This window comes from Rhodococcus sp. UYP9 (assembly GCF_040547235.1).
GTDB lineage: Bacteria > Actinomycetota > Actinomycetes > Mycobacteriales > Mycobacteriaceae > Rhodococcoides.
This window is the reverse complement of record NZ_JBEPPH010000004.1, coordinates 407,265-427,975: the sequence shown is the minus strand read 5'-3', so window position 1 is coordinate 427,975 and position 20,711 is coordinate 407,265. Positions and strand designations below refer to the sequence as shown.

Sequence of the window (20,711 nt, the reverse complement as noted above, 5' to 3'; positions counted from 1 at the left end):
CAGACGGTACAGTTACCCAGAATAGCAGTGCACCGTCCAGTCGGTACAGTGATATATATGTCGTCAGACACACGTGATCGAATACTCGACGCACTCGAGACACTGCTCCTCGACGAAGGGTCGACAAAGGTGACACTCGAGAGTGTCGCCGCGTCGGCCGGGGTCTCGAAGGGCGGATTGCTCTACCACTTCAACACCAAGGACGCGATGATCGCCGCCATGGTCCGCAGACTCGGTGAGCGTTCGGACGAACAAAGGGCCGAAGCCGAACGTGGCGGATCCACCGTCGCCCACTGGTATCTGCAGCCACCCGGATCGATCTCGGACAAGGAAACGGCACTCTACCGCTCGACCCTCGCCGTACTGCGCAGCGTCGACGGCAAGCCTGGAGAGATACAACAAGCCGTCATCGACATGATGCGACTCTGGGACGAGAGCCTCCAGGCCGAGATCGACGACCCGGTGCACGCCGAGATCGTGCGACTCGTCGGCGACGGCATCTACCTGGGCGCGCTACTGAATCTGCCGCCGGTGGACCCGACATTGCATCAACAGGTCGTCGAACGGCTACTCGGAACCGATCACGTCAGATAGCGATATGCGGGTGTTCCGGGCTCCAACTGCTCGACCTGCAGATGAGACGAGCGCATACGTTCGAGAAGCGAACTGAGCCCTGACGCGACCCCGAGTTGAATGCCGACCAACGCCGCGCCGGTCTCACGATTGTTTCGCTTGACGTACTCGAACAGGGTGATGTCGTCGTCCGGGCCGAGGACGTCGTCCAGAAAACGACGAAGTGCGCCTGGTTCCTGCGGAAAGTCGACGAGAAAGTAGTGCTTGAGTCCGAGGTGCACAAGGGAACGTTCGAGTATCTCGCCGTATCGCGACACATCATTGTTGCCGCCGGAGATCAGGCACACCACAGTACTGCCCGGCGCAACCGAAATCTGATGCAGCGCAGCGACACTCAACGCGCCGGCGGGCTCGGCAATCACACCCTCGTTCTGATAGAGATCGAGCATGGCCGTGCAGATGGCCCCCTCGTCGATCTGCGTGACGAGAAACGGGCCGGCGTCGAGGGTTCCCGGCCGAAAAGCAGGCACAGCCATGAGCGGCAGCGACGCATGCGAGACAACCTCGGCACCCAGGTTCTGCAGCGCCGCGTAGGGCACGTCACCGATCCGACGAACTGCGGCGCCGTCGACGAAGGGATCGATCTCCGCCAGCGTCACCGGCCCGCCTGCGACGAGTGCGGCCGTCATCGATGCGGCTCCGGAGGGCTCAACACCGACCAATGCGGACGCCGGGGAGCGCTCGCGCAGGTACGTCGAGATGCCTGCGATACAGCCACCACCACCCACCGGCATGACCACGGTGTCCGGTGCGGCACCGAGCTGCTCGATGATCTCGGCTGCGATGGTTCCCTGCCCTGCCACCGTCCGTGCGTCGTCGAACGGTGGAACCATTGTTGCGCCTGTTCGCGCGACATCTGCCGCGGCAGAGGCACTGGCAGCATCGAAGGTATCCCCCGTGACGATCAGTTCGACGAACTCACCACCATGGACGCGGATGCGGTCACGCTTCTGCTTGGGAGTGTTGGCAGGAACATAGATCCGGCCGTGCACCTGCATCGAACGGCACGCGAACGCCACACCCTGCGCGTGGTTCCCGGCGCTGGCAGTCACTACCCCCACCGCCAACTCCTCAGGGCTCAGCTGCGCCATCAGATTGTAGGCACCGCGAATCTTGTACGAGCGAACGATCTGCAGGTCCTCGCGCTTGAGATAGACCTGCGCACCGGTAACAGCAGAGAGTCGTTCGCAGTATTGCAACGGCGTCGCGGACACCACGCCCGAAATTCGTCGCGCAGCCGTGTCGATATCGTCCGCAGTGACTGCGAACGTGTGACTGTTGGCTACGACTACATCAGGCGAGTTGGACACTCGTCCATGCTGCCACCAGCACAGTTCCCGATTCGAACCGGGCATCCATTGCGCTTCCGAAGACCCGCTGCGGCCGACCCCGATCACCTCGAGGTCGGCTGCAGTCCGTGGCTTACAGAGCCGTGGCGACTTTCCAGGCCGTATGAATCGCACCCTCGATGTAATCGACCGAGACAGCGTCACCCACAACCTGCACATCGGCAACTACACCCGTCAGCGCTTCGGCGAGCGGAGCCTGCGCCGAAACACCCGAAGCGACGACGACCATGGCGGCCGGCGCGGTCAACGTCTGGTCACCGACTCGGAACTCGACGTGGTCCTTGGTGATTCGCTGCACGGTCGCGTTGCGGTGGATCACCACACCGTGCTCCTTCGCATGGCGAACCGCAGTCCAGCGACGCGGCATCGCCATCGGCACGCCGAGCTGCTGCCCTTCTTCGAGCAACGTCACATTCCGTCCACGCTCGGCCAAGAACTCTGCGAGCTCGAGCCCCACGAGCGAGCCACCGACCACGACGACGTTCTTGCCCATCGGCAGGAACTTGCGGGTCACGGCGCGGATGAGAGCAGGACGCTTGGTGATGCCGGACAACTTACCCAGCTTGGCCATCGTCCGCAGGAACGGCGGCACCTGGGAAGTGTCACCGGCACCGGTCATCAAGGCACGCAGCGTATCGCCGGTGTGCACGTGCGGGAGATCGCCACCGGGAACGGAGGGCCGCTCACGCACAGCACCGGTGGCAACGACGACCACGTCGGCGTCGAGCGCCTTGATGGAAGCGACCGTCGCCTCGGTGTTCAACCGGATATCGACGCCCAGCCGCGAGGTCTCCGATTCGAGCCACTTCAGTAAACGCCCGTTGTCCGGGGTCGTAAGGCTCGAGAACCACAGCGTGCCGCCGAGCCGATCGGCCTTGTCCACGACCGTAACTCGATGTCCACGCTCGGTGGCGACACGGGCGACTTCGAGTCCACCGGGGCCGGCCCCGACCACGACCACATGCTTCGGGGTGGCGGTACGCACGAATGGAAGCAGTGTTTCGTCACCGAGGGCAGGATTCACCGCACACAACGGAGTCTCGTCCCAGAAGTTCTCCTGAACGCACACATAACAATTGATGCAGGGACGGACGCGCTCCGGCGTTCCGGCCTCGAGCTTGTTCACCAAGTCCGGATCAGCGAGCAGCTGGCGACCCATCGCCGCGAAGTCCGTGCGTCCTTCGGCGATCATCTTCTCACTGACGTCGGGGAGCATACGTCCGACGGTGATCACGGGGATCGATATCGCCTGCTTGATTCGCGTTGCATTATCGGTGTAAAAGCCGACCTTGTCGGGCAGGGGGCCGTCGGTGAAGTTGGCGAAAGCGTTCAGTGCGGTACCGGTGACGTGGATGGCGTCAGCGCCGGCCTCCTCGAACATCTTTGCGGCCGCAACGGCTTCGTCGACGGTCAGCCCGTCGGTTTCGCCATACTCTTGACCGGCCAAACGCACGATGACGGCGAGCGAATCGCCGACCTCCGCCTCGACCGCCCGAATAACTTCACACGTCAGGCGAGCCCGATTCGCCAAGGAACCGCCGTACTCGTCGCTGCGCTGATTCGTGTACCGACTCAGGAAGGCCCCGAGGACGTAGTTGTGGGCACAGTGAATCTCGACGGCGTCGCCGCCCGCTGCCTTCACCCGTCCGGCAGCCTCGGCGAACATGCGGACCAGCCAATCCAGATCTTCCTTGGTGGCTTCGTGGTAGGTCGCCTTCTTGCCCTCGTTGATAGCACCCATCTTGCCCAGTTCTTCGGGCGTGCAATCGGCCATCGCACTCATGTCACTCGGAGGCTTCGGCATGGACGGCACCAGTTGCGGTCGGCCGTCGAGGGTGTCGATTCGCGCCACCTTGCCGTGGTGCGTCATCTGCACGCACAGCTTGCTGCCAGTGGCGTGCACCGCGTCGGCCAGCGCCTTGATTCCGGGGATGAACCGGTCTTCCGAGAGCCCCGGCTCCTTGCGGCTGGTGCATCCCACCGGGTAGGCAACAGCGCAGCATCCGGTGATGATCAGCCCGGTTCCGCCGGCCGAACGCGCGACGAAATGATCGATGTCGCCACTCTCGATTTCACCGTCATGGCTGAGGTTCATATCCATTGCGGGAAGAACGACGCGGTTCGGAACGGTCATAGGACCGATGGTCCCGGAGGCGAGAAGGTGCGGGAAAGTTTGGTTGCGGGTCACGAGTAGACGATAATTCGCTTTGCGCCGTGACAATGAATCGCTCTCGATGAACGGGACTCCACGGCGAAATGCGAACTGCTACCGGCAGGTTTCAGGCCCGGCTCAGAACGAAGACTGGTATGTCGCGATCGGTCTTCTTCTGGTAATCCGCGTAGTCGGGGTACGCCGCAACAGCGCGCTCCCACCACACCGCTTTGTCCTCGCCGGTGACCTCCCTCGCTACGTAGTCGGCCTTGTCCGTACCGTCCTGCAATTCGACATTCGGATCGGCCACCACGTTGTAGTACCAGACCGGATGCTTCGGAGCTCCACCCAATGACGCAACGACGGCGTACTCACCGTCGTGCTCGACCCTCATCAACGGTGTTTTACGGAGCTTGCCCGTCTTGTTCCCCTTGGTGGTCAGCAGAACTACCGGCATTCCATTCATGGATGTGCCTTGGGTGCCCCCCGATTCCTCGAGAAGTTCGGCCTGCTTGCGGGCCCAGTCGGAGGTGCTCGGTTCGTATTCCCCTGTCAACGGCATGGCGTCCAGTCAACACCTACTCGGGCCCCCATGCCACCAGTGTCGATTTCTTCCCGGTTGCGCGATGACAGGGATATCCGACACCGAAGTTCGGTAGCCCGAAACCCTGGGTACGTATAACCTGAACAAGAATTCGCCACCTCCGATCGGAGCAACGAGATGACCCACGCCGAGACGACAGCCGGTACGCGTACGCGCTTGCGCACAGTGGACATCGCCGGCACACCGTGGCCGGTGTACAAGCTCGAAGCTCTTACCGTAGGCGTTCTGGTGTTCCTCGGCGCTCTAGCACTGACCACTTCCCTACAGGTGGCCGTGCTCGGTAGCGCAGGTGCGACGGTCCTCGCCTGGTGGTCCCTGAAGCTCGCGGAAGCGGTCAGCCTGCCAAGCAGCCAGGACCGAACAGTGCCTTCAAATCACCCATCAACGCCGACGTCGGGGTAACCCGCAGACTGTCGTCGAGCTTCATTGCGGTCACCTTGTCTCCGCCCACCAGACGTAGATGCACGTCCGAAGTACCCGGGTGAGACATCAATATCTTCTTCAGTGCTCCGACTTTGTCCGCCGTGCACTGACGGGTCGGCAGGCTGACGGCCAATGGCTTCGCAACTCCGACAGCCGAGAGGTCCGGTACCGCGAGATCGTTGGCGATCAGTGAAATCCGATCGTCACGCACCGATACTCGACCCTTGACCAATACCACGGAATCTTCGGTCACATCTGCGCCGAAGACCGAATACGCCTGCGGGAAGAACAGCACCTCGATGCCGCCGACGAGGTCCTCCAGTTGCGCCGATGCCCAGGTAAGGCCGTTCTTGTTGACGCGCCGGTTGACCGAGGCGAGAATTCCGCCGATGGTGACCTGGGTGCCGTCCTTGACGTCCCCTTCGAGAATCGCTGGAATGTTGGTGTCCGACTGCGCATTCAACATGTGCTCGACACCCAACAGTGGGTGACCGGACACATACAGACCCAGCATTTCTCGTTCGAGTGCCAGCCGATGCTTCGAATCCCACTCCTCGTCCGGAACACGCACGTTGAACACCGCCGAGATCGACTCGTCGGCGTCCTCGCCGCCGAAGAGATCGAACTGCCCGATCGCCTCGGCCTTCTTGGTGCCCATCACCGCATCGATAGCGTCGGCGTGAATGAGCATCAACCCTTTTCGAGGGTGGTCCAGTGAATCGAAGGCGCCCGCCTTGATGAGCGACTCGGTGACCTTCTTGCTACATGCGACCGCATCGATCTTCTGGAGATAGTCGGAGAAATCGGTGTACTTCGACTTCTCCGACCTCGCACGAAGAATGGAGGCCACGACGTTGGTGCCGACGTTGCGCACTGCGCCGAGACCGAAACGAATGTCCGTGCCGACAGAGGCGAAGTTGAGTTCGGATTCGTTGACGTCCGGCGGCAACACGGTGATACCGAGCTTGCGGCAGTCGGCCAGATACAGCGCTGCCTTGTCCTTGTCGTCGCCGACACTGGTAAGAAGCCCTGCCATGTATTCGGCGGGGTAGTTCGCCTTCAGGTACGCCGTCCAGTAGGACACCAGACCGTAACCGGCGGAGTGCGACTTGTTGAACGCGTAACCGGCGAACGGCAGAACCGTATCCCACAGCGCCTTGATAGCTGCCTCGGAAAAACTGTTGTCCAGCATGCCCTGCCGGAAACCGGCATACGCCTTCTCCAGCTCCGACAGCTTCTTCTTACCCATTGCCCGACGCAGCAGGTCGGCCTGGCCGAGCGAGTACCCGGCAACCTTCTGCGCCAACTGCATGATCTGCTCCTGGTACACGACAAGGCCGTAGGTCTCGCCGAGAATCACCTTGAGGGGTTCCTCGAGTTCGGCGTGGATGGGCTTGACCTCTTGTCGAGCATTCTTACGATCTGCGTAATCGTTGTGCGAGTTCATCCCCATCGGGCCCGGGCGGTACAACGCGAGAACTGCGACGATGTCCTCGAATCCGGTGGGCTGCATGCGTCGAAGCAGATCTCGCATCGCACTGCCGTCGAGCTGGAACACGCCGAGAGTATCTCCGCGCGAGAGCAATTCGAACGTCGCCGGATCATCGAGCGGCAACGCATCGAGATCGATGTCGATACCTCTGTTGGCCTTTATGTTCTCGATTGCATCACCGATCACGGTGAGGTTTCGCAGGCCGAGGAAGTCCATCTTGAGCAGGCCGATCGCCTCACACGACGGGTAGTCCCAGCCGGTGATGATCGCGCCGTCCTGCGCACGCTTCCAGACCGGGATCGCGTCGGTGAGCGGCTCGGAGGACATGATCACCGCGCAGGCGTGCACGCCGGCGTTACGGATCAGCCCTTCGAGGCCCTTGGCCGTTTTGTAGATCGTCGCGACGTCGGGATTGGAGTCGATGAGCGCACGGACTTCGGTGGCTTCCTTGTACCGCTCGTGCGCCGGATCGGTGATCCCGGCAACCGAAATGTCCTTGGCCATGATGGGAGGCGGAAGCGCCTTGGTGATCTGATCGGCGATACCGAACCCCGGCTGCCCGAACTGAACACGCGCGGCGTCCTTGATCGCGGCCTTCGTCTTGATGGTTCCGAAGGTGATGACCTGAGCGACGCGGTCGCTGCCCCACTTCTCGGTTGCATAGCGGACCATCTCACCGCGTCGGCGATCATCGAAGTCGATATCGATATCGGGCATCGACACGCGCTCGGGGTTCAGGAACCGCTCGAACAACAGTCCGTGCGGAAGCGGATCGATATTGGTGATCCCCATCGAGTACGCCACGAGAGAGCCTGCAGCCGAGCCACGGCCGGGCCCGACCCGGATGCCGACGGCCTTTGCGTGGTTGATGAGGTCTCCGACGACGAGGAAGTACGCCGGGAACCCCATCTCGAGGATGACGCCGATCTCGTATTCGGCCCGGGCGAGGTATTCCTCGGTCGGGCCGTCGGGGAATCGGCGGTCCAGCCCGGTCATGACCTCGTGTCGAAGCCACGTCCCCTGGGTGTGTCCTTCGGGGACGGGGAAGATCGGCATACGGTCACGGTGGGCCCACACGTCGTCGTAGGGCTGGACGCGCTCGGCAATGGCAAGCGTGCTGTCGCAGGCGCCAGGAACCTGGTCGTCCCATAGTTCGCGCATCTCTGCTGCCGACTTGAGGTAGTAACCGTCGCCGTCGAACTTGAAGCGGGTGGGATCGCTGAGAGTCTTGCCCGTCTGAATACACAGCAGCGCCTCATGATTGACCGCTGCGTCTTTCGTGACGTAATGGCAGTCGTTCGTGGCGAGTGGCGGGATCGAGAGCTTCTTGCTGATCTCGAGCAGACCTTCGCGGACTCGACGCTCGATCGACAACCCGTGGTCCATCAACTCGACGAAGAAGTTCTCCGGGCCCCAGATTTCCTGCCACTTGGCGGCAGCCTCCATCGCCTCGCGATCCTGACCGAGCCGAAGTCGCGTCTGCACCTCACCCGACGGACACCCGGTGGTGGCGATGATGCCTTCCGCGTGTGTGGCGATCAGCTCTTCGTCCATCCGTGCCCACTTGCCCAACTGGCCCTCGATGGATGCCAGCGAGGACAACTTGAACAAGTTGCGCAAACCGGTGGCATTCTCGGCCACCATCGTCATGTGGGTGTACGCGCCACTGCCGGACACGTCGTCGGACTTCTGACTCCGGTCGCCCCAGAGCACACGCTTCTTGTTGAATCTGGACTCGGGCGCGACGTACGCCTCGATGCCGATGATCGGCTTGATGCCGGCCTTCTTGGCCTCGTTGTAGAACTCGCTCGCGCCGTACATGTTGCCGTGGTCGGTCATCCCGACCGCGGTCATCCCCAAGCGCCCGGCCTCGGCGAACATCGGCGCGATCTTCGCGGCCCCGTCGAGCATCGAGTACTCGGTGTGGTTATGCAGATGAACGAACGAGTCAGCCACGAACATGTCTCCTGAAGGTCGAACTGTGTGTGAATCTCGGTCGAAAGTTTCGGGCAGTGCCTATCGCGCCAGCGGGAAGGATCCATACCGAAGCCCACCCACTCTAAGCGTTCGAGCCGACAGATTTTCCATGCTGTCGGTGTGTCCTGAGGGAACGATGACCGTGTCCTGCAGCTCTCGTGACAGGTGTGACGAAAGAGACGGAAGGCGCCGTCATCGCGGCGGGGGCACGGGCCCGTCGTCGGGAAGGGGTCCCACGACGGCAACGAATTCAGGAAGCAGTACTCGCACCGCGAAGCGCCCGGCAATCGCGTCGGCAGGCAGCGCTTCGACGGCTCGTACTCCCTCGGTGTTCTCGATGGAAAGCAAGGCCGACGGAGTGGCACGGAGTACCGCGCCGACGACACAGTCGCAACCGGAGCCGAGCCGCGCCGCCGATGCAGCGTCGATCTGAGATTGGCGGTCCCACTGCCCGGCGCTCATGCCGAGCCGCGACGCCGCCAGACTCTCCGCCCGCAGCACGGATTGCTCGCTCCCCGCGACACCGATGTCGATCACCTGACTCTGCACGCGGTCCATCGGCACTCGCAGAAGTACCCGCGCGATCCGTGCACCATCGGCAACTGCGACCAGCCGCTGCGGGGAGAGAGGCGTGTCGAAAGAAACGAGAGCCCAACGCGGATTGCCGTCATCGACACCGCGCAGGGTCCCCCGCGCCATGTCGAGGTAATCCGACACCATCTCGCCGTTGTCCGGCCCGAGTCGATCGGTGTTCACCCCGGGGCGCGGAAGCGGATTCATCGCCCCGACCAACCAGAGCAGTCCAACCACGACTGCCACCAGTACGCCCGCCTCGAGTGCCCCGCCGAACCGTCTCATGCCTTGCGCAATACCTCCAGCGCGTGCTGAAGATCGGCGGGATACTCACTTTCGATCTCGAACCATCGGCCGTCGGATGGGTGAGTGAATCCCAACGACTTGGCATGCAGCCACTGACGCTCCAGACCGAGCCGTGCTGCGAGTTTCGGGTCCGCCCCATACGTCAGGTCGCCACAGCAAGGATGCCGGAGCGCCGAGAAATGCACCCGAATCTGATGAGTGCGACCGGTCTCGAGGTGCACGTCCAACAAGCTCGCAGCCTGAAAAGCCTCGATCGTGTCGTAGTGCGTCACACTGGCTTTGCCGTCGGCACGTACAGCGAACTTCCAATCGTTGCTGCCGTGGCGCCCGATCGGGGCATCGATCGTCCCGCTGCTCGGGTCCGGATGTCCCTGCACCAGAGCGTGATACCGCTTGGAGATGGTGCGCTCCTTGAACGCGCGCTTGAGTACTGTGTACGCGCGCTCCGACGTGGCAACCATCATCACACCCGAGGTACCGACATCGAGACGATGCACGATGCCCTGACGCTCGTGTGATCCGGACGTCGAGATCCGATACCCGGCAGCAGCCAGTCCACCGATCACGGTGGGGCCGGTCCAGCCGACGCTCGCATGCGCAGCCACTCCGACCGGCTTGTCCACCGCGACGATATCGTCGTCGGCGTAGAGAATGGCCATTCCCGGGACCGACTGCGCCACCACCGTCAACTCACGGGCGGGCTCAGGCAGTTCGACCTCGAGCCAGGTGCCTGCCGACAGGCGGTCGGATTTACCGACCTTGGCACCGTCGACTACCACCGAGCCCTCTTCCGCGAGCGTGGCCACCACGGTCCTGGAGAAGCCGAGCAGCCGAGAGACGCCTGCGTCGACACGCATGCCGTCGAGTCCGTCGGGAACCGGCATCGAACGTGATTCCCTCATTTTTCTACCGCCGTCGTCGCTGTGGAGTTCTTCTTCGACTCGGTACGTCGACCGTTCGGTTCGAGCCCGAACAGGCTCAACGCGACCAGAAGAATCGCGCCGCACACAATCGAGGAGTCGGCGACGTTGAACACCGGCCACCACCCCACCGACACGAAATCGACCACGTGCCCTTGCAACGGCCCTGGAGAACGAAAGAAGCGATCGATGAGGTTTCCGAGCGCGCCACCGAGAACGAGACCGAGACCGAGGGCCCACCAGGGCGAACGCAATGTCCGTCCGATCCGAATCACGCCGATCACGACGCACACCGCCACGATGGTGAGCAACCAGGTCATACCGGTTGCCATGGAGAACGCGGCGCCGGGGTTCCGCACCAGACGCAAGGTGACGACGTCGCCGAAGATCTCGACCGGTCTGCCCGGCGAAATCCAATGAACGACGGCGATCTTGGTTGCAAGGTCGAAAGCGAGCACGACGAACGCGATCACAACCAGCATCCGGGTCCGCAGCGGCTTGTCGGGCACGCCGTCCGACTTCGCGGATTCCGCAGGGATATGCGCGTCTGTGCGCGCGGGGTCGGGCTTGTCGGCAGTACTGTCGGGGCTGGTCGGATCGGTCGGGCGGTCTTCACTCACACCCCCATCATGTCGCATCCAGGCCTCGCACCACACATCCGGACCGGCGGCGACCACTCGCACGGGAGCCGTGTCCGTAATCTGGGTGCCGTGATCTCGACTTCCGAAACCTCCGTACGACGTCTACGCGGACTTGCCGCCGTCGCCGCAATCGCCACTCTCATGACGGCGTGCACCTCCTCCGGGGAGGACACGTCGGCAGCGACGACCCCGTCCCCTACCTCCGGCGTTTCGCTGCCCGTCACCCCGGTGACGACAACTCTGCTGGATCCGGGTGCGGAACCACGATCGACCGTGACCGCTGTGCGTAGCGGCGATCAGACGGTTCAGCTTTCCACCCGTTCGGCAGTGACTCAGCAGATCGACGACCAAGCAGTGCAGGACTTCTCCACCCCCGAGCTCACCCTGCCGTTGACCGCGACAGACATGGACTCCTCCGACACGGTGAACCTTCGCGTCGGCACAGCGACGTCAGCAGATCAACGACTCACCGACGCGTTGGCGCCAGCGGAAGGTTCGGCTGCCGGCTTGACGATGACCGATGCCGGGGCGATCACTGCGCTGACGATCACACCGTCGGACGAGACGCAGGATTCAGCACGTGCGGCCATCGAACAGGCGCTGAACCAGGCCGTGTACAGGTCGGTCTCGTATCCGGACGCCGAGATCGGCGTCGGCGCCGTGTGGACCGTGGAACAACAGATCATCAGCGGAGTGACGCTCAACCAGGTGACGACCGCAACGCTGAGATCACGGGACGGCGATCGCATGACCATCGACCTGCGAATAGACCAGACACCCGAGTCGACCACGCTGGAACTGCCCGACGACGCCGGTTCACTGACCATCGATTCCTACACCATGACGGGAACGGGAACCCTGGAAGTCGACGCCGGCAAACCACTTCCGTTGTCGGGTGAGGTCACCGTCGGCGGCAAACAGCAGTACAGCGACCCCGAAGGATCGACCGTCCTGCGTCAGGACATCAGCGACACCGTTCGATGGACCACGCCATGAGCTCGCGTCCACTGTTGCTCACTGCTGTGGCCGTCGCGACGGCGTTGTCAGCCGCCGCGTGCGTTGGGTCCGATACTGCGTCCGATGCCGCGGCGAAGGTCACACTCGGCCCGGTTGTCGCCGCACCCGATCCCTTGTTTGGATCACCGATCACCGATTCGGCGGCGCTACAGTCGGCGATGCTCACCATGGATCTATTCCCCGACGGGTTTGCACCGATTCCCGACCCGGTCCGTGATCTCGGCATGGATCCGGCTCCCGAGTACGACGCGCCGGACCGATCGGGCACCGATCCCGAAGCCTGCGGCAATGTAGTTGCACCCATCGAGCAACAGCTGCCCGGTGCATCCGCTGGGGCCGACGTGCGTTACTCGGGTCCGAACTTCTCCTCGCTGGACGAGGACGCGGCGAGCTACCCCGGCCGTGGGGCAGCAGAGGCCTTCACTGCACTTCAAAACACTTTCGCTCAGTGCACCGAATACTCCGGCACCGATGCGGATGGAGTGCGCGTCGACTACCGACTCGAGGGTCGCGAGCAGAAAACGGTCGGCGACGCGTCGGTCTCGGTGCGTCTGACCATCGACAGTGGCGGTTACACACTGGTGTCGGACGTCGTGGTTGCCGTGGTCGATTCGACGGTCGTACAACTTGTCGGGACTAGCCAGGATGCCTTCGATCCATCCCTCATGACCGACCTGGCCACAACCGCGGTGGATCGGATCAGAGGCGCCGACCGAGGCGTGTGAGACGACGCGTTCGCGATATCTCCTCGAACATGATTATCCGGACACGCAAATGCCGGTGCCGTCCCGAGAGGGACGACACCGGCATCTATCCGACCGAGTGCTACGAAATCAAGCGCACGCGGGCGATGTCAGCTGCGCGAGCTGTACGAAGCTACACGCGTTCTCCTTCGACAGCTTCCACTTTCCGTCTTCGGCGACGAAGGTGAAGTTGCCGGGGTTGGCCTGACCGTTGATCGTCAGCGTTGCGCCCGCATTGAGCGTGCCGTCACCCAAGTCGTCGACACTGGTGAGCTCAATCGTCGCACCGTTCTGTACGGCTGCGGCCGCGACCTGGTTGATGAGGTCGGGATCGGCCTCTGCACCCTGGATCAGTTCGGCCTTCTCCTCCACCGGAACGGCTGGATCGAGCCCGCGAAGCAGTTCCGCGTTGAGTTCCTCCGCCGTCGGAACCGGCGGGTAGTCGCCGCTCGCGTCGGGTGCGGCTGAAGCGGAAGATGCCGCAGCAGTGGTGGTGGCTGGAGCGTCGCCGCCATCGTCCGATCCGCACGCGGTCATCGTGAACGCTGCGGCGATCGCGATGCCTGCAACCATGGCCTTGCGGGTGTTACGAAGCTTCAAGTGCTTGTCCTTTTCACTCTGATCGCCAGCGATCACTGTCGATCACTGCGGGGTCAACTTGTCATAGTTCGTCTCGGGTGCCCCACTATGCCATTCGAAATCTCGCACGGCCAGATTCGGGTACCGACCGGCCAGATTCGCTTACCGACCGGTAGGAACTTGCATCACTGGAGACTGTCGAGCGCGTCTGCTACTAGGAGCAACTCATTCCCCTCCGCAAAAGTACGAGCCCTACCCGGTCCGGAAGATCGGGTCTCGAAACGAACCGTCACCACGGAATGGCCTGCCCCCTGTATCCATCCGTGTCCGTACTCAGGATGCCTTACATCCATCCCGGGGTGCCACCTCGGGCTCGGTTCCGTCGAGATAGGCGTTGGATCCGGTGCGGTCGTCGGATCGTCGAGAACATCGTCTGCGTGGTAGTCGAGCTCAGGAAAGAGCGAGCCCTGCTGCACGGTCGACAACCCCGCCAAACCCACCCCTACCAAGCGAATCGGGCCTAATTCCACCGGATCGAGCACCAGCCGCTGGGCCGCGGCAACGATCGTCTGCTTGTCCACGGTTGCGTATGGAAGAGTCACCGAGCGCGTGAGGATGCTCATGTCCGCTTTACGTAATTTCAGGACGACAGTTCGAGCGCCTCGGCCGTCCTTGCACAACCTACGATGGGCGGCGTCGCCACTCGATTCCACTGCGGCGCGCAGTTGAGCCAACGTGACGAGATCATGTGCGAACGTAGTTTCGGCGCTGACCTGCTTCGCTTCGGCTCGCTCGGCCACCGCGCGATCGTCGATTCCCCGCGCAAGTCGGTGCAGGCTCGGTCCGACCGTCGCCCCGAGAATCGAGGCAACCTCCGATTCCGAAGTGGAGACGAAGGTGCCGATCGTGTCGATCCCGAGCCTGCGAAGCTTCTCCTCCGCCACCGGACCTATCCCCCAAAGCTTGCGCACGGGCAATGCCGCCATCAACTCCGTCTGCTCGTACGGAGTGATCACCTTGACACCATCCGGCTTGGCCAGCCCGGATGCGATCTTTGCAATCTGCTTTCCGGTACCCGCGCCGATCGACGCCACCAGTCCGGTTTCCTCACGCACCAGAGTCCTCAGTGCTTCGCAGAAGTCGAGTACCTCCGCCGACGTCGCACCCGCAAGCTCGGACGGCTCCCCGAACGCTTCGTCCATCGACAACTGTTCCAAGATCGGCATCGGAGTACGCAGCGCGTCGAACACTCGGCGACTGAGCGCCTGATACAACGAACCTCGAGGCGGCAACACGACGGCACCTCCCCCGACGAGCCGTCGTGCCTGATGCATGGGCATGGCCGAGCGAGCACCGAAAACTCGCGCCTCATAGCTGCATCCGGCAACGACCCCGCGTCCACCGGCCCCACCGACCAGGATCGGCCTACCCCGCAACGTGGGACGGGTCAGCTGCTCGACGGATGCGAAGAACGCATCCATGTCGAGATGCAGGACCCACCGCGCGCTGCGCGCCTCCGTCATGTGCGATGAACCTCGCCTGCATCACGACACTCCACCGCTGTCTCCCCCGGCCGGTCTCTCACTCTTGGCTGAGCTCGAAGCCCAACGCCGCTGCCGCCCGCTGTGGTGACGGATCGCGCCACAGTTCGGCGTAGACCTCGTTCGCTGCCAGGGATCTGGTGACGGCCTTGTCGATATATACCGTGCCGTCGAGGTGATCGGTCTCATGCGCCACGATCCGTGCCGGCCACCCGCGAAAGATCTCGTCGATCTCCTTGCCGTTCGAATCGACACATTCGAGCCGAACGGCCGCAGGACGCGAAACGACTGCTTGATACCCGGGCACCGACAGACACCCCTCGAAGAACGAGCGTCGAGCATCCCCGATCGCGGTGTACGTGGGATTGACGAGAACCTGAAACGGCACCGGCGTGCGCTCGCGCGCCTCCGCCATCTCCGGGTCCACCTCGTACATGTCCTCGATCACCGCTATCCGCAGTGGAATACCGATCTGCGGAGCAGCCAATCCCACGCCCGGCGCATCGTGCATCGTCGCCCGCATGACCTCGACGAGCCTCTCGAGTGTCCGAATCTCGAGTTGATCGACCAATGGCGCGGCCGGCGCCCGAAGCACCGGTTCGCCGACGACCACGATCTTCACGACGCCACCGCGAGCCGAGGAGAGAATCTCGCGGACAGCATCTTCCATCGATGCGGCTGCCGTCATCGCGCCCGGCTGACCAATGCGCGCACACCCTCGCCCAGCTCGATCGCGTCCGGGCCCGGATCCCCATCCACCAAGGTAAGCGCAAGGACCTCACCCTTGATGAGTTCCCGGTGAGTGTCGAGCCAGTCGCGTCGATCAGCCGGTACCTCGACGACGATATCGATCCGATCCGACACCTCCAGCCCGAGGTTACGGCGTGCATCCTGGAATTCGCGGATACGATCCTTCGCCCAACCCTCGGCTTCGAGTTCGGCTGTGACATTCGAGTCGAGCACGACGAGGCCGGCGTTTCCGGGCAACGCAGCCGTCGAATCCGGCTCGGCAGCAACCAATTTGCGAGCGTACTCGGAGGGCAGCAGCTCGATGCCCGCAGCGCTGACAACACCGTTCGCGTCCTCGGACCATTCACCGGCCTTGACGGCCTTGATGACCTTCTGAACGTCCTTACCGATGCGGGGACCTGCCGCACGAGCGTTGACGACAAGTTCGAACTTGCCGTGCACTGCAACGTCGTCGGTCAGATCCACCTTCTTGACATTGACCTCGTCCGCGATGATGTCGGCGTACGGACGCAACCGCTCCGCGTTCTCGGCAGCGACGGTCACCTCGGGCAGCGGCAGGCGCACTCGAAGATTCTGCGCCTTACGTAGACCGAGCACAGTGGAACAGATGGTTCGAACCTCATCCATGGAATCGACGAGTTCGGGATCGGAAGGCAGCTCACCCGCGTCAGGCCAGTCCATCAGGTGCACCGAACGCCCGCCGGTAAGACCACGCCACACGACTTCACTGATCAACGGCAGAAGCGGTGCCGCGATCCGCGTCAGAACTTCCAGCACTGTGTGGAGTGTGTCGATCGCATCGACGTTCTCACTCCAGAACCTCGAACGCGAGCGTCGCACATACCAATTGGTCAATGCATCACAGAACACGCGAAGCTCGTCGCACGCACCTGCGATGTCGTTTCCCTCCAACGCATCGGTGATCGCATCGCGAGTCGCAGCCAGCTTCGCAAGCACGTACCGATCGAGAACATGCGGCGAATCGGTACGCCACACGCCCGGCTTGTCCGCGTACAACTGCAAGAAGCTCCACGCGTTCCAGATCGGCAGCAAGGCCTGACGAACACCCTCGCGGATGCCCTGCTCGGTCACCACGAGATTTCCGCCTCGAAGGATCGGAGAAGACATCAGGAACCACCGCATGGCATCGGAGCCGTCCCTGTCGAACACTTCCTTCACATCCGGATAGTTCCCCTTGGACTTGCTCATCTTCAAGCCGTCGTCGCCGAGGACGATCCCGTGTGCTGCAACGGTTTTGAAGGCCGGCCTATCGAACAGGGCCGTCGCCAGGACATGCAGCGTGTAAAACCATCCACGCGTCTGACCGTTGTACTCGACGATGAAATCGCCGGGGTTGTGAGTGGCGAACCACTCCTCGTTCTCGAACGGAAAGTGCACCTGCGCATACGGCATCGAACCGGACTCGAACCAGCAGTCCAATACCTCCGGAACACGACGCATGGTCGACTTGCCGGTCGGGTCGTCGGGATTCGGCCGCGTCAGATCGTCGATGTAGGGACGATGAAGATCGGTCGGTCGCACACCGAAATCACGCTCGAGATCATCGAGGCTGCCATAGACGTCGAGTCTCGGATACGCCGGATCATCCGAGGTCCACACCGGAATCGGACTGCCCCAGTAGCGGTTTCGGCTGATGTTCCAGTCACGCGCACCCGCGAGCCACTTACCGAACTGCCCGTCCTTGATATGTTCGGGGACCCACGTGATCTCCTGGTTCAACTCGACCATGCGATCGCGGAACTTGGTCACCGCAACGAACCACGACGGAACCGCCATGTAGATGAGCGGCTGACCACTCCGCCAGCTATGTGGGTAGGAGTGCTCGATCGTCTCGTGACGCAGCAACCGTCCCGAGGCCTTCAGATCCTTGATGATGACGGGGTTCGCATCGAACACCATCAAGCCCTCGTACGGCGGCACCATCGAGGTGAACTTTCCACCCGGATCGAGCGGTTGCACCACCTCGATACCGTTGGCCGTCGCCACGTCCATGTCCTCTTCACCGAATGCGGGCGCCAAGTGCACGATTCCGGTACCGGAATCGGTAGTCACGTAGTCGGCGGACAGCACACGATGCGAGTTGGGATGTCCGATGAAGAAGTCGAACGGGGGCGTGTACTTCAGCCCGACAAGATCGGCACCGGTGTGCTCGGACAACACCGTCGGGTTCTCCCCCAGCTCCCGAGCGTAATGAGCCACTCGATCACGTGCGAGTACGACGCGTCCGCCTTCTCCGTCCTCGACCTGCACGTAGTCGATGTCCGGACGCACCGCCATCGCGAGATTCGACGGGATGGTCCACGGCGTCGTCGTCCAGATCAAAGCATCGGCGCCGTCGAGTGGCGAACCCGGCGCGGAGAGCGCCATTCGCACGGTGACGGCCGGATCTTGACGCATCTTGTATGCGTCGTCGAGACGGGTCTCCTGGTTCGACAACGGCGTCTGCTCGTACCAGGAGTACGGAAGAACTCGGAAGCCCTGGTAGATGAGCCCCTTGTCGTGGAGTGTCTTGAATGCCCACATGACCGACTCCATGAAGTCGAGGTCGAGGGTCTTGTAGTCGTTGTCGAAGTCGACCCAGCGTGCCTGACGGGTCACGTAGTCGCGCCATTCGTCGGTGTACTGCAGGACCGACTGCTTGCAGTAAGCGTTGAACTTCGCCAGACCCATCTCGTCGATCTCGGACTTGTCCTTGATCCCGAGTTGCTTCTCGGCTTCGAGTTCGGCCGGCAACCCATGGCAGTCCCAGCCGAATCGTCGCTCGACCTTCATGCCCCGCATCGTCTGGAAGCGCGGTACGAGATCCTTGACGTATCCGGTCAGAAGATGGCCGTAGTGCGGCAGTCCGTTGGCGAACGGAGGGCCGTCGTAGAAGACGAATTCTTCGGCGCCTTCACGATTGTCCACGCTGGCGCGGAAGGTTCCATCCGCCGCCCAGGCGTCGAGGACCTTCTTCTCGAGATCGGGGAACGATACGCTGCCGGCTTTCGTGCCGTAGATGTCGACGAGCGGGTAGGAATCGCTTGTCGATGTGTGATCGTCGGTCATGATGACTCCTCGTGCCATCCGCTCGTGTGAGCGGAACGTAGTCGGCACGGGGACGATGTCCGACGTGTCTTTACGTCGGTACCGCGGTACCACCCCGTTTGCATCGGATTCGCCCGCACAGGACGATCCGATGCCACTCACGCTGGCTGTAACGGGCCCACCCGTTCGGTTCTACTGAGCAGGCCGTAAAGGCTCACCGTTCTTCCGAAGACTCCCCGGTGATCGCCGGATCAACGCCTGACTTCTTTCGATCGAACTTCCAGACCCGATGATGCTCAGGAACTAATGCTTCGGCGGGGAGAGATGATCGGGAGGAGATTTCCTGCCGGCCAACGCGCCCGTCAGCAATAGAACCGCACCAACTACACATACTGCGATACAGCCCCAAGCCCAGATCACCGAGCCGGTCATCAAAGCGATGACCAGCAAGGCAAACCCCACTGCCGCCGCACACAGCGTCAGTACAAGCACACCACACCTCGTTCCGGATGCGCCGGCAAGCGACCGTCAGGTCCGGAGCGAGCCGTCGCGCGCCGTGCGTGAAGCAAACAACCTCTAGTTGTTGCCCTTGGCGTACGACTGGCTGTACCCGGAGGACTGTCCCTCTTGGTTGAAGCCGTCCTTGCCATTGTCCACAGGCAGGGCCGAGGAGCGATTCTCCAACTCTTCGAGCTGCGATTCCAGGTACGACTTGAGACGGACCCGGTACTCGCGCTCGAACGTCTTGAGCTGCTCGATGCGACCTTCCAGAACAGATCGCTGCTCGTTGATCGTCGCCATGATCTCGGTGTGCTTGCGTTCGGCATCGGCCTGAAGTGCGTCGGCCTTCTCCTTCGCCTGCCTGAGCTGGGTCTCCGACCTTGTCTGCGCATCCGACAATAGCGACTCGGATTTCTGACGAGCATCGGTGACCATTGCCTCCGAGCGCGTACGCGCATCGGTGACCAGGCGCTCGGCGTTGGTCCGCGCGTTGCCGAGCAACTGCTCCGACTCGGTTTTCGCATCGCTCGTCAGACGATCTGCCATTTCCTGAGCAAGGCCCAGGATCTTGGCCGCCTGCATGTTGGAATCGGCGCTTTGCGACGCGGCAACGGGAGCCGGAGCTGGGGCCACCACAGGTGCAGGCTTGGGAGGCTCGACCGGGCGTTGCGGCTCCGGAGGTCGCTGCGGCTCTGGCACCTTTTGCTGAACGGGTGCAGATTGGCCGGAGCCGGATTGGCCGGAGCCGGGCTGTCGCGCCGAACTCTTGGAGTCGGACAGCTCCTGATCGAGCTCGCCCACTCGCTGGCGCAGATCAGCATTTTCTTCGATCAGTCGCGACAGCTCTTGCTCGACGAGATCGAGGAATGCATCTACCTCGTCTTCGTTGTAGCCGCGCTTTCCGATCGGCGGCTTACTGAACGCGACATTGTGCACATCAGCTGGAGTCAGCGGCATGGAAGGATCCCTTCACGCGTCTTGAGGCGGTAGAGCAAGCATTCAGTTATATCCCATTCCATACGGTCCGGAACAATCAAACTGTAACTGGCGTCCATTCTGTCACATCGGTCGCGCTGGTCGCTCGCGTCCCCGAAGTCTTGTACCAAAGTATCGAACCCTACGATCCCAGCCCTCTCACGACAGTCATCAGGATGAACACCCCGAAGAGCAACACCATGATCGACAAGTCGAGTCGAACTCCGCCGAGATTCACCGGCGGTATCAGTCTGCGAAGCAGCTTGACCGGCGGGTCGGTCACCGTGAAAATCGCTTCCAGCAATATCACCACAATTCCAGTGGGACGCCAGTCGCGGGCGAACGTTCTGATGAATTCGACGATGATGCGGCCGATGAGAAGCAGCCAGAACATAAAAAGTACGAAATAGAGAACCGCAAACAAGGCCACGTCTCATACTGTGCCCGAAAAAAGCGGCTCGATCAAAGCGACCAGGTCAGAGACCCC

At 62.3% G+C, this 20,711-nt stretch carries 17 protein-coding genes; 3 read left to right on the top strand and 14 right to left on the bottom strand.

What is annotated here, in order from left to right; genetic code table 11:
- Positions 1 to 57: 57 nt before the first annotated feature.
- Complete coding sequence (locus ABIB36_RS14770) at positions 58 to 594, top strand: TetR/AcrR family transcriptional regulator (RefSeq protein WP_084346599.1); 537 nt, start codon at positions 58 to 60, stop codon at positions 592 to 594.
- On the opposite strand, the gene ilvA is transcribed toward ABIB36_RS14770, so the two are convergent.
- From ilvA to lspA, 7 genes are all read right to left on the bottom strand, one after another.
- Positions 582 to 1,943 (bottom strand): threonine ammonia-lyase IlvA, encoded by a 1,362-nt coding sequence (gene ilvA / locus ABIB36_RS14765; protein WP_084346600.1) that lies wholly within the window; start codon positions 1,941 to 1,943, stop codon positions 582 to 584. The two genes, ABIB36_RS14770 and ilvA, sit on opposite strands and share 13 nt — an antisense overlap.
- Before the next feature lie 112 nt (positions 1,944 to 2,055).
- Complete coding sequence (locus tag ABIB36_RS14760) at positions 2,056 to 4,116, bottom strand: oxidoreductase (RefSeq protein WP_354562282.1); 2,061 nt, start codon at positions 4,114 to 4,116, stop codon at positions 2,056 to 2,058.
- A gap of 145 nt (positions 4,117 to 4,261) precedes the next feature.
- A complete protein-coding gene (locus ABIB36_RS14755; RefSeq protein WP_354562118.1) occupies positions 4,262 to 4,696 on the bottom strand; it encodes a nitroreductase family deazaflavin-dependent oxidoreductase in 435 nt (144 codons plus the stop codon).
- A gap of 376 nt (positions 4,697 to 5,072) precedes the next feature.
- Complete coding sequence (gene dnaE, locus ABIB36_RS14745; protein ID WP_354562114.1) at positions 5,073 to 8,609, bottom strand: DNA polymerase III subunit alpha; 3,537 nt, start codon at positions 8,607 to 8,609, stop codon at positions 5,073 to 5,075.
- 213 nt (positions 8,610 to 8,822) lie between these two features.
- Complete coding sequence (locus ABIB36_RS14740) at positions 8,823 to 9,488, bottom strand: hypothetical protein (RefSeq protein WP_354562112.1); 666 nt, start codon at positions 9,486 to 9,488, stop codon at positions 8,823 to 8,825.
- Entirely contained in the window at positions 9,485 to 10,411 is a 927-nt protein-coding gene (locus ABIB36_RS14735) for an RluA family pseudouridine synthase (RefSeq protein WP_354562109.1), read from the bottom strand. The genes ABIB36_RS14740 and ABIB36_RS14735 overlap by 4 nt, the downstream gene beginning before the upstream one ends.
- Entirely contained in the window at positions 10,408 to 11,067 is a 660-nt protein-coding gene (gene lspA / locus ABIB36_RS14730) for a signal peptidase II (protein ID WP_502944939.1), read from the bottom strand. The genes ABIB36_RS14735 and lspA overlap by 4 nt, the downstream gene beginning before the upstream one ends.
- Positions 11,068 to 11,211: 144 nt before the next feature.
- Here lspA and ABIB36_RS14725 point away from each other — a divergent pair, with 144 nt between their 5' ends.
- Together ABIB36_RS14725 and ABIB36_RS14720 are read left to right on the top strand one after the other, a co-directional pair.
- Positions 11,212 to 12,066 (top strand): hypothetical protein, encoded by an 855-nt coding sequence (locus tag ABIB36_RS14725; RefSeq protein WP_502944942.1) that lies wholly within the window; start codon positions 11,212 to 11,214, stop codon positions 12,064 to 12,066.
- Positions 12,063 to 12,812 carry a hypothetical protein gene (locus ABIB36_RS14720; protein WP_354562105.1) on the top strand — a complete coding sequence of 250 codons (750 nt, stop codon included), beginning with the start codon at positions 12,063 to 12,065 and terminating at the stop codon, positions 12,810 to 12,812. Before ABIB36_RS14725 ends, ABIB36_RS14720 begins: the two co-directional genes overlap by 4 nt.
- Before the next feature lie 108 nt (positions 12,813 to 12,920).
- Here ABIB36_RS14720 and ABIB36_RS14715 read toward each other — a convergent pair whose 3' ends face one another.
- The 7 genes from ABIB36_RS14715 to ABIB36_RS14685 form a co-directional block, all read right to left on the bottom strand.
- A complete protein-coding gene (locus ABIB36_RS14715; RefSeq protein WP_354562103.1) occupies positions 12,921 to 13,430 on the bottom strand; it encodes a WKL family lipoprotein in 510 nt (169 codons plus the stop codon).
- Positions 13,431 to 13,594: 164 nt separating this feature from the next.
- A complete protein-coding gene (locus ABIB36_RS14710; protein ID WP_354562100.1) occupies positions 13,595 to 14,932 on the bottom strand; it encodes a DNA polymerase IV in 1,338 nt (445 codons plus the stop codon).
- Between the two features lie 58 nt (positions 14,933 to 14,990).
- Complete coding sequence (locus tag ABIB36_RS14705; RefSeq protein ID WP_354562098.1) at positions 14,991 to 15,638, bottom strand: peptide deformylase; 648 nt, start codon at positions 15,636 to 15,638, stop codon at positions 14,991 to 14,993.
- Positions 15,635 to 18,769, bottom strand: a complete 3,135-nt coding sequence (ileS, locus tag ABIB36_RS14700) for an isoleucine--tRNA ligase (RefSeq protein WP_354562095.1) — start codon at positions 18,767 to 18,769, stop codon at positions 15,635 to 15,637. Before ileS ends, ABIB36_RS14705 begins: the two co-directional genes overlap by 4 nt.
- Before the next feature lie 282 nt (positions 18,770 to 19,051).
- Positions 19,052 to 19,240, bottom strand: a complete 189-nt coding sequence (locus ABIB36_RS14695; protein ID WP_084346608.1) for a hypothetical protein — start codon at positions 19,238 to 19,240, stop codon at positions 19,052 to 19,054.
- A gap of 84 nt (positions 19,241 to 19,324) precedes the next feature.
- Complete coding sequence (gene wag31, locus ABIB36_RS14690) at positions 19,325 to 20,206, bottom strand: DivIVA-like cell division protein Wag31 (RefSeq protein ID WP_084346609.1); 882 nt, start codon at positions 20,204 to 20,206, stop codon at positions 19,325 to 19,327.
- Between the two features lie 160 nt (positions 20,207 to 20,366).
- On the bottom strand, positions 20,367 to 20,654 hold the full coding sequence (locus ABIB36_RS14685) for a YggT family protein (protein WP_084346610.1): 288 nt from the start codon (positions 20,652 to 20,654) through the stop codon (positions 20,367 to 20,369).
- Positions 20,655 to 20,711: the final 57 nt, after the last annotated feature.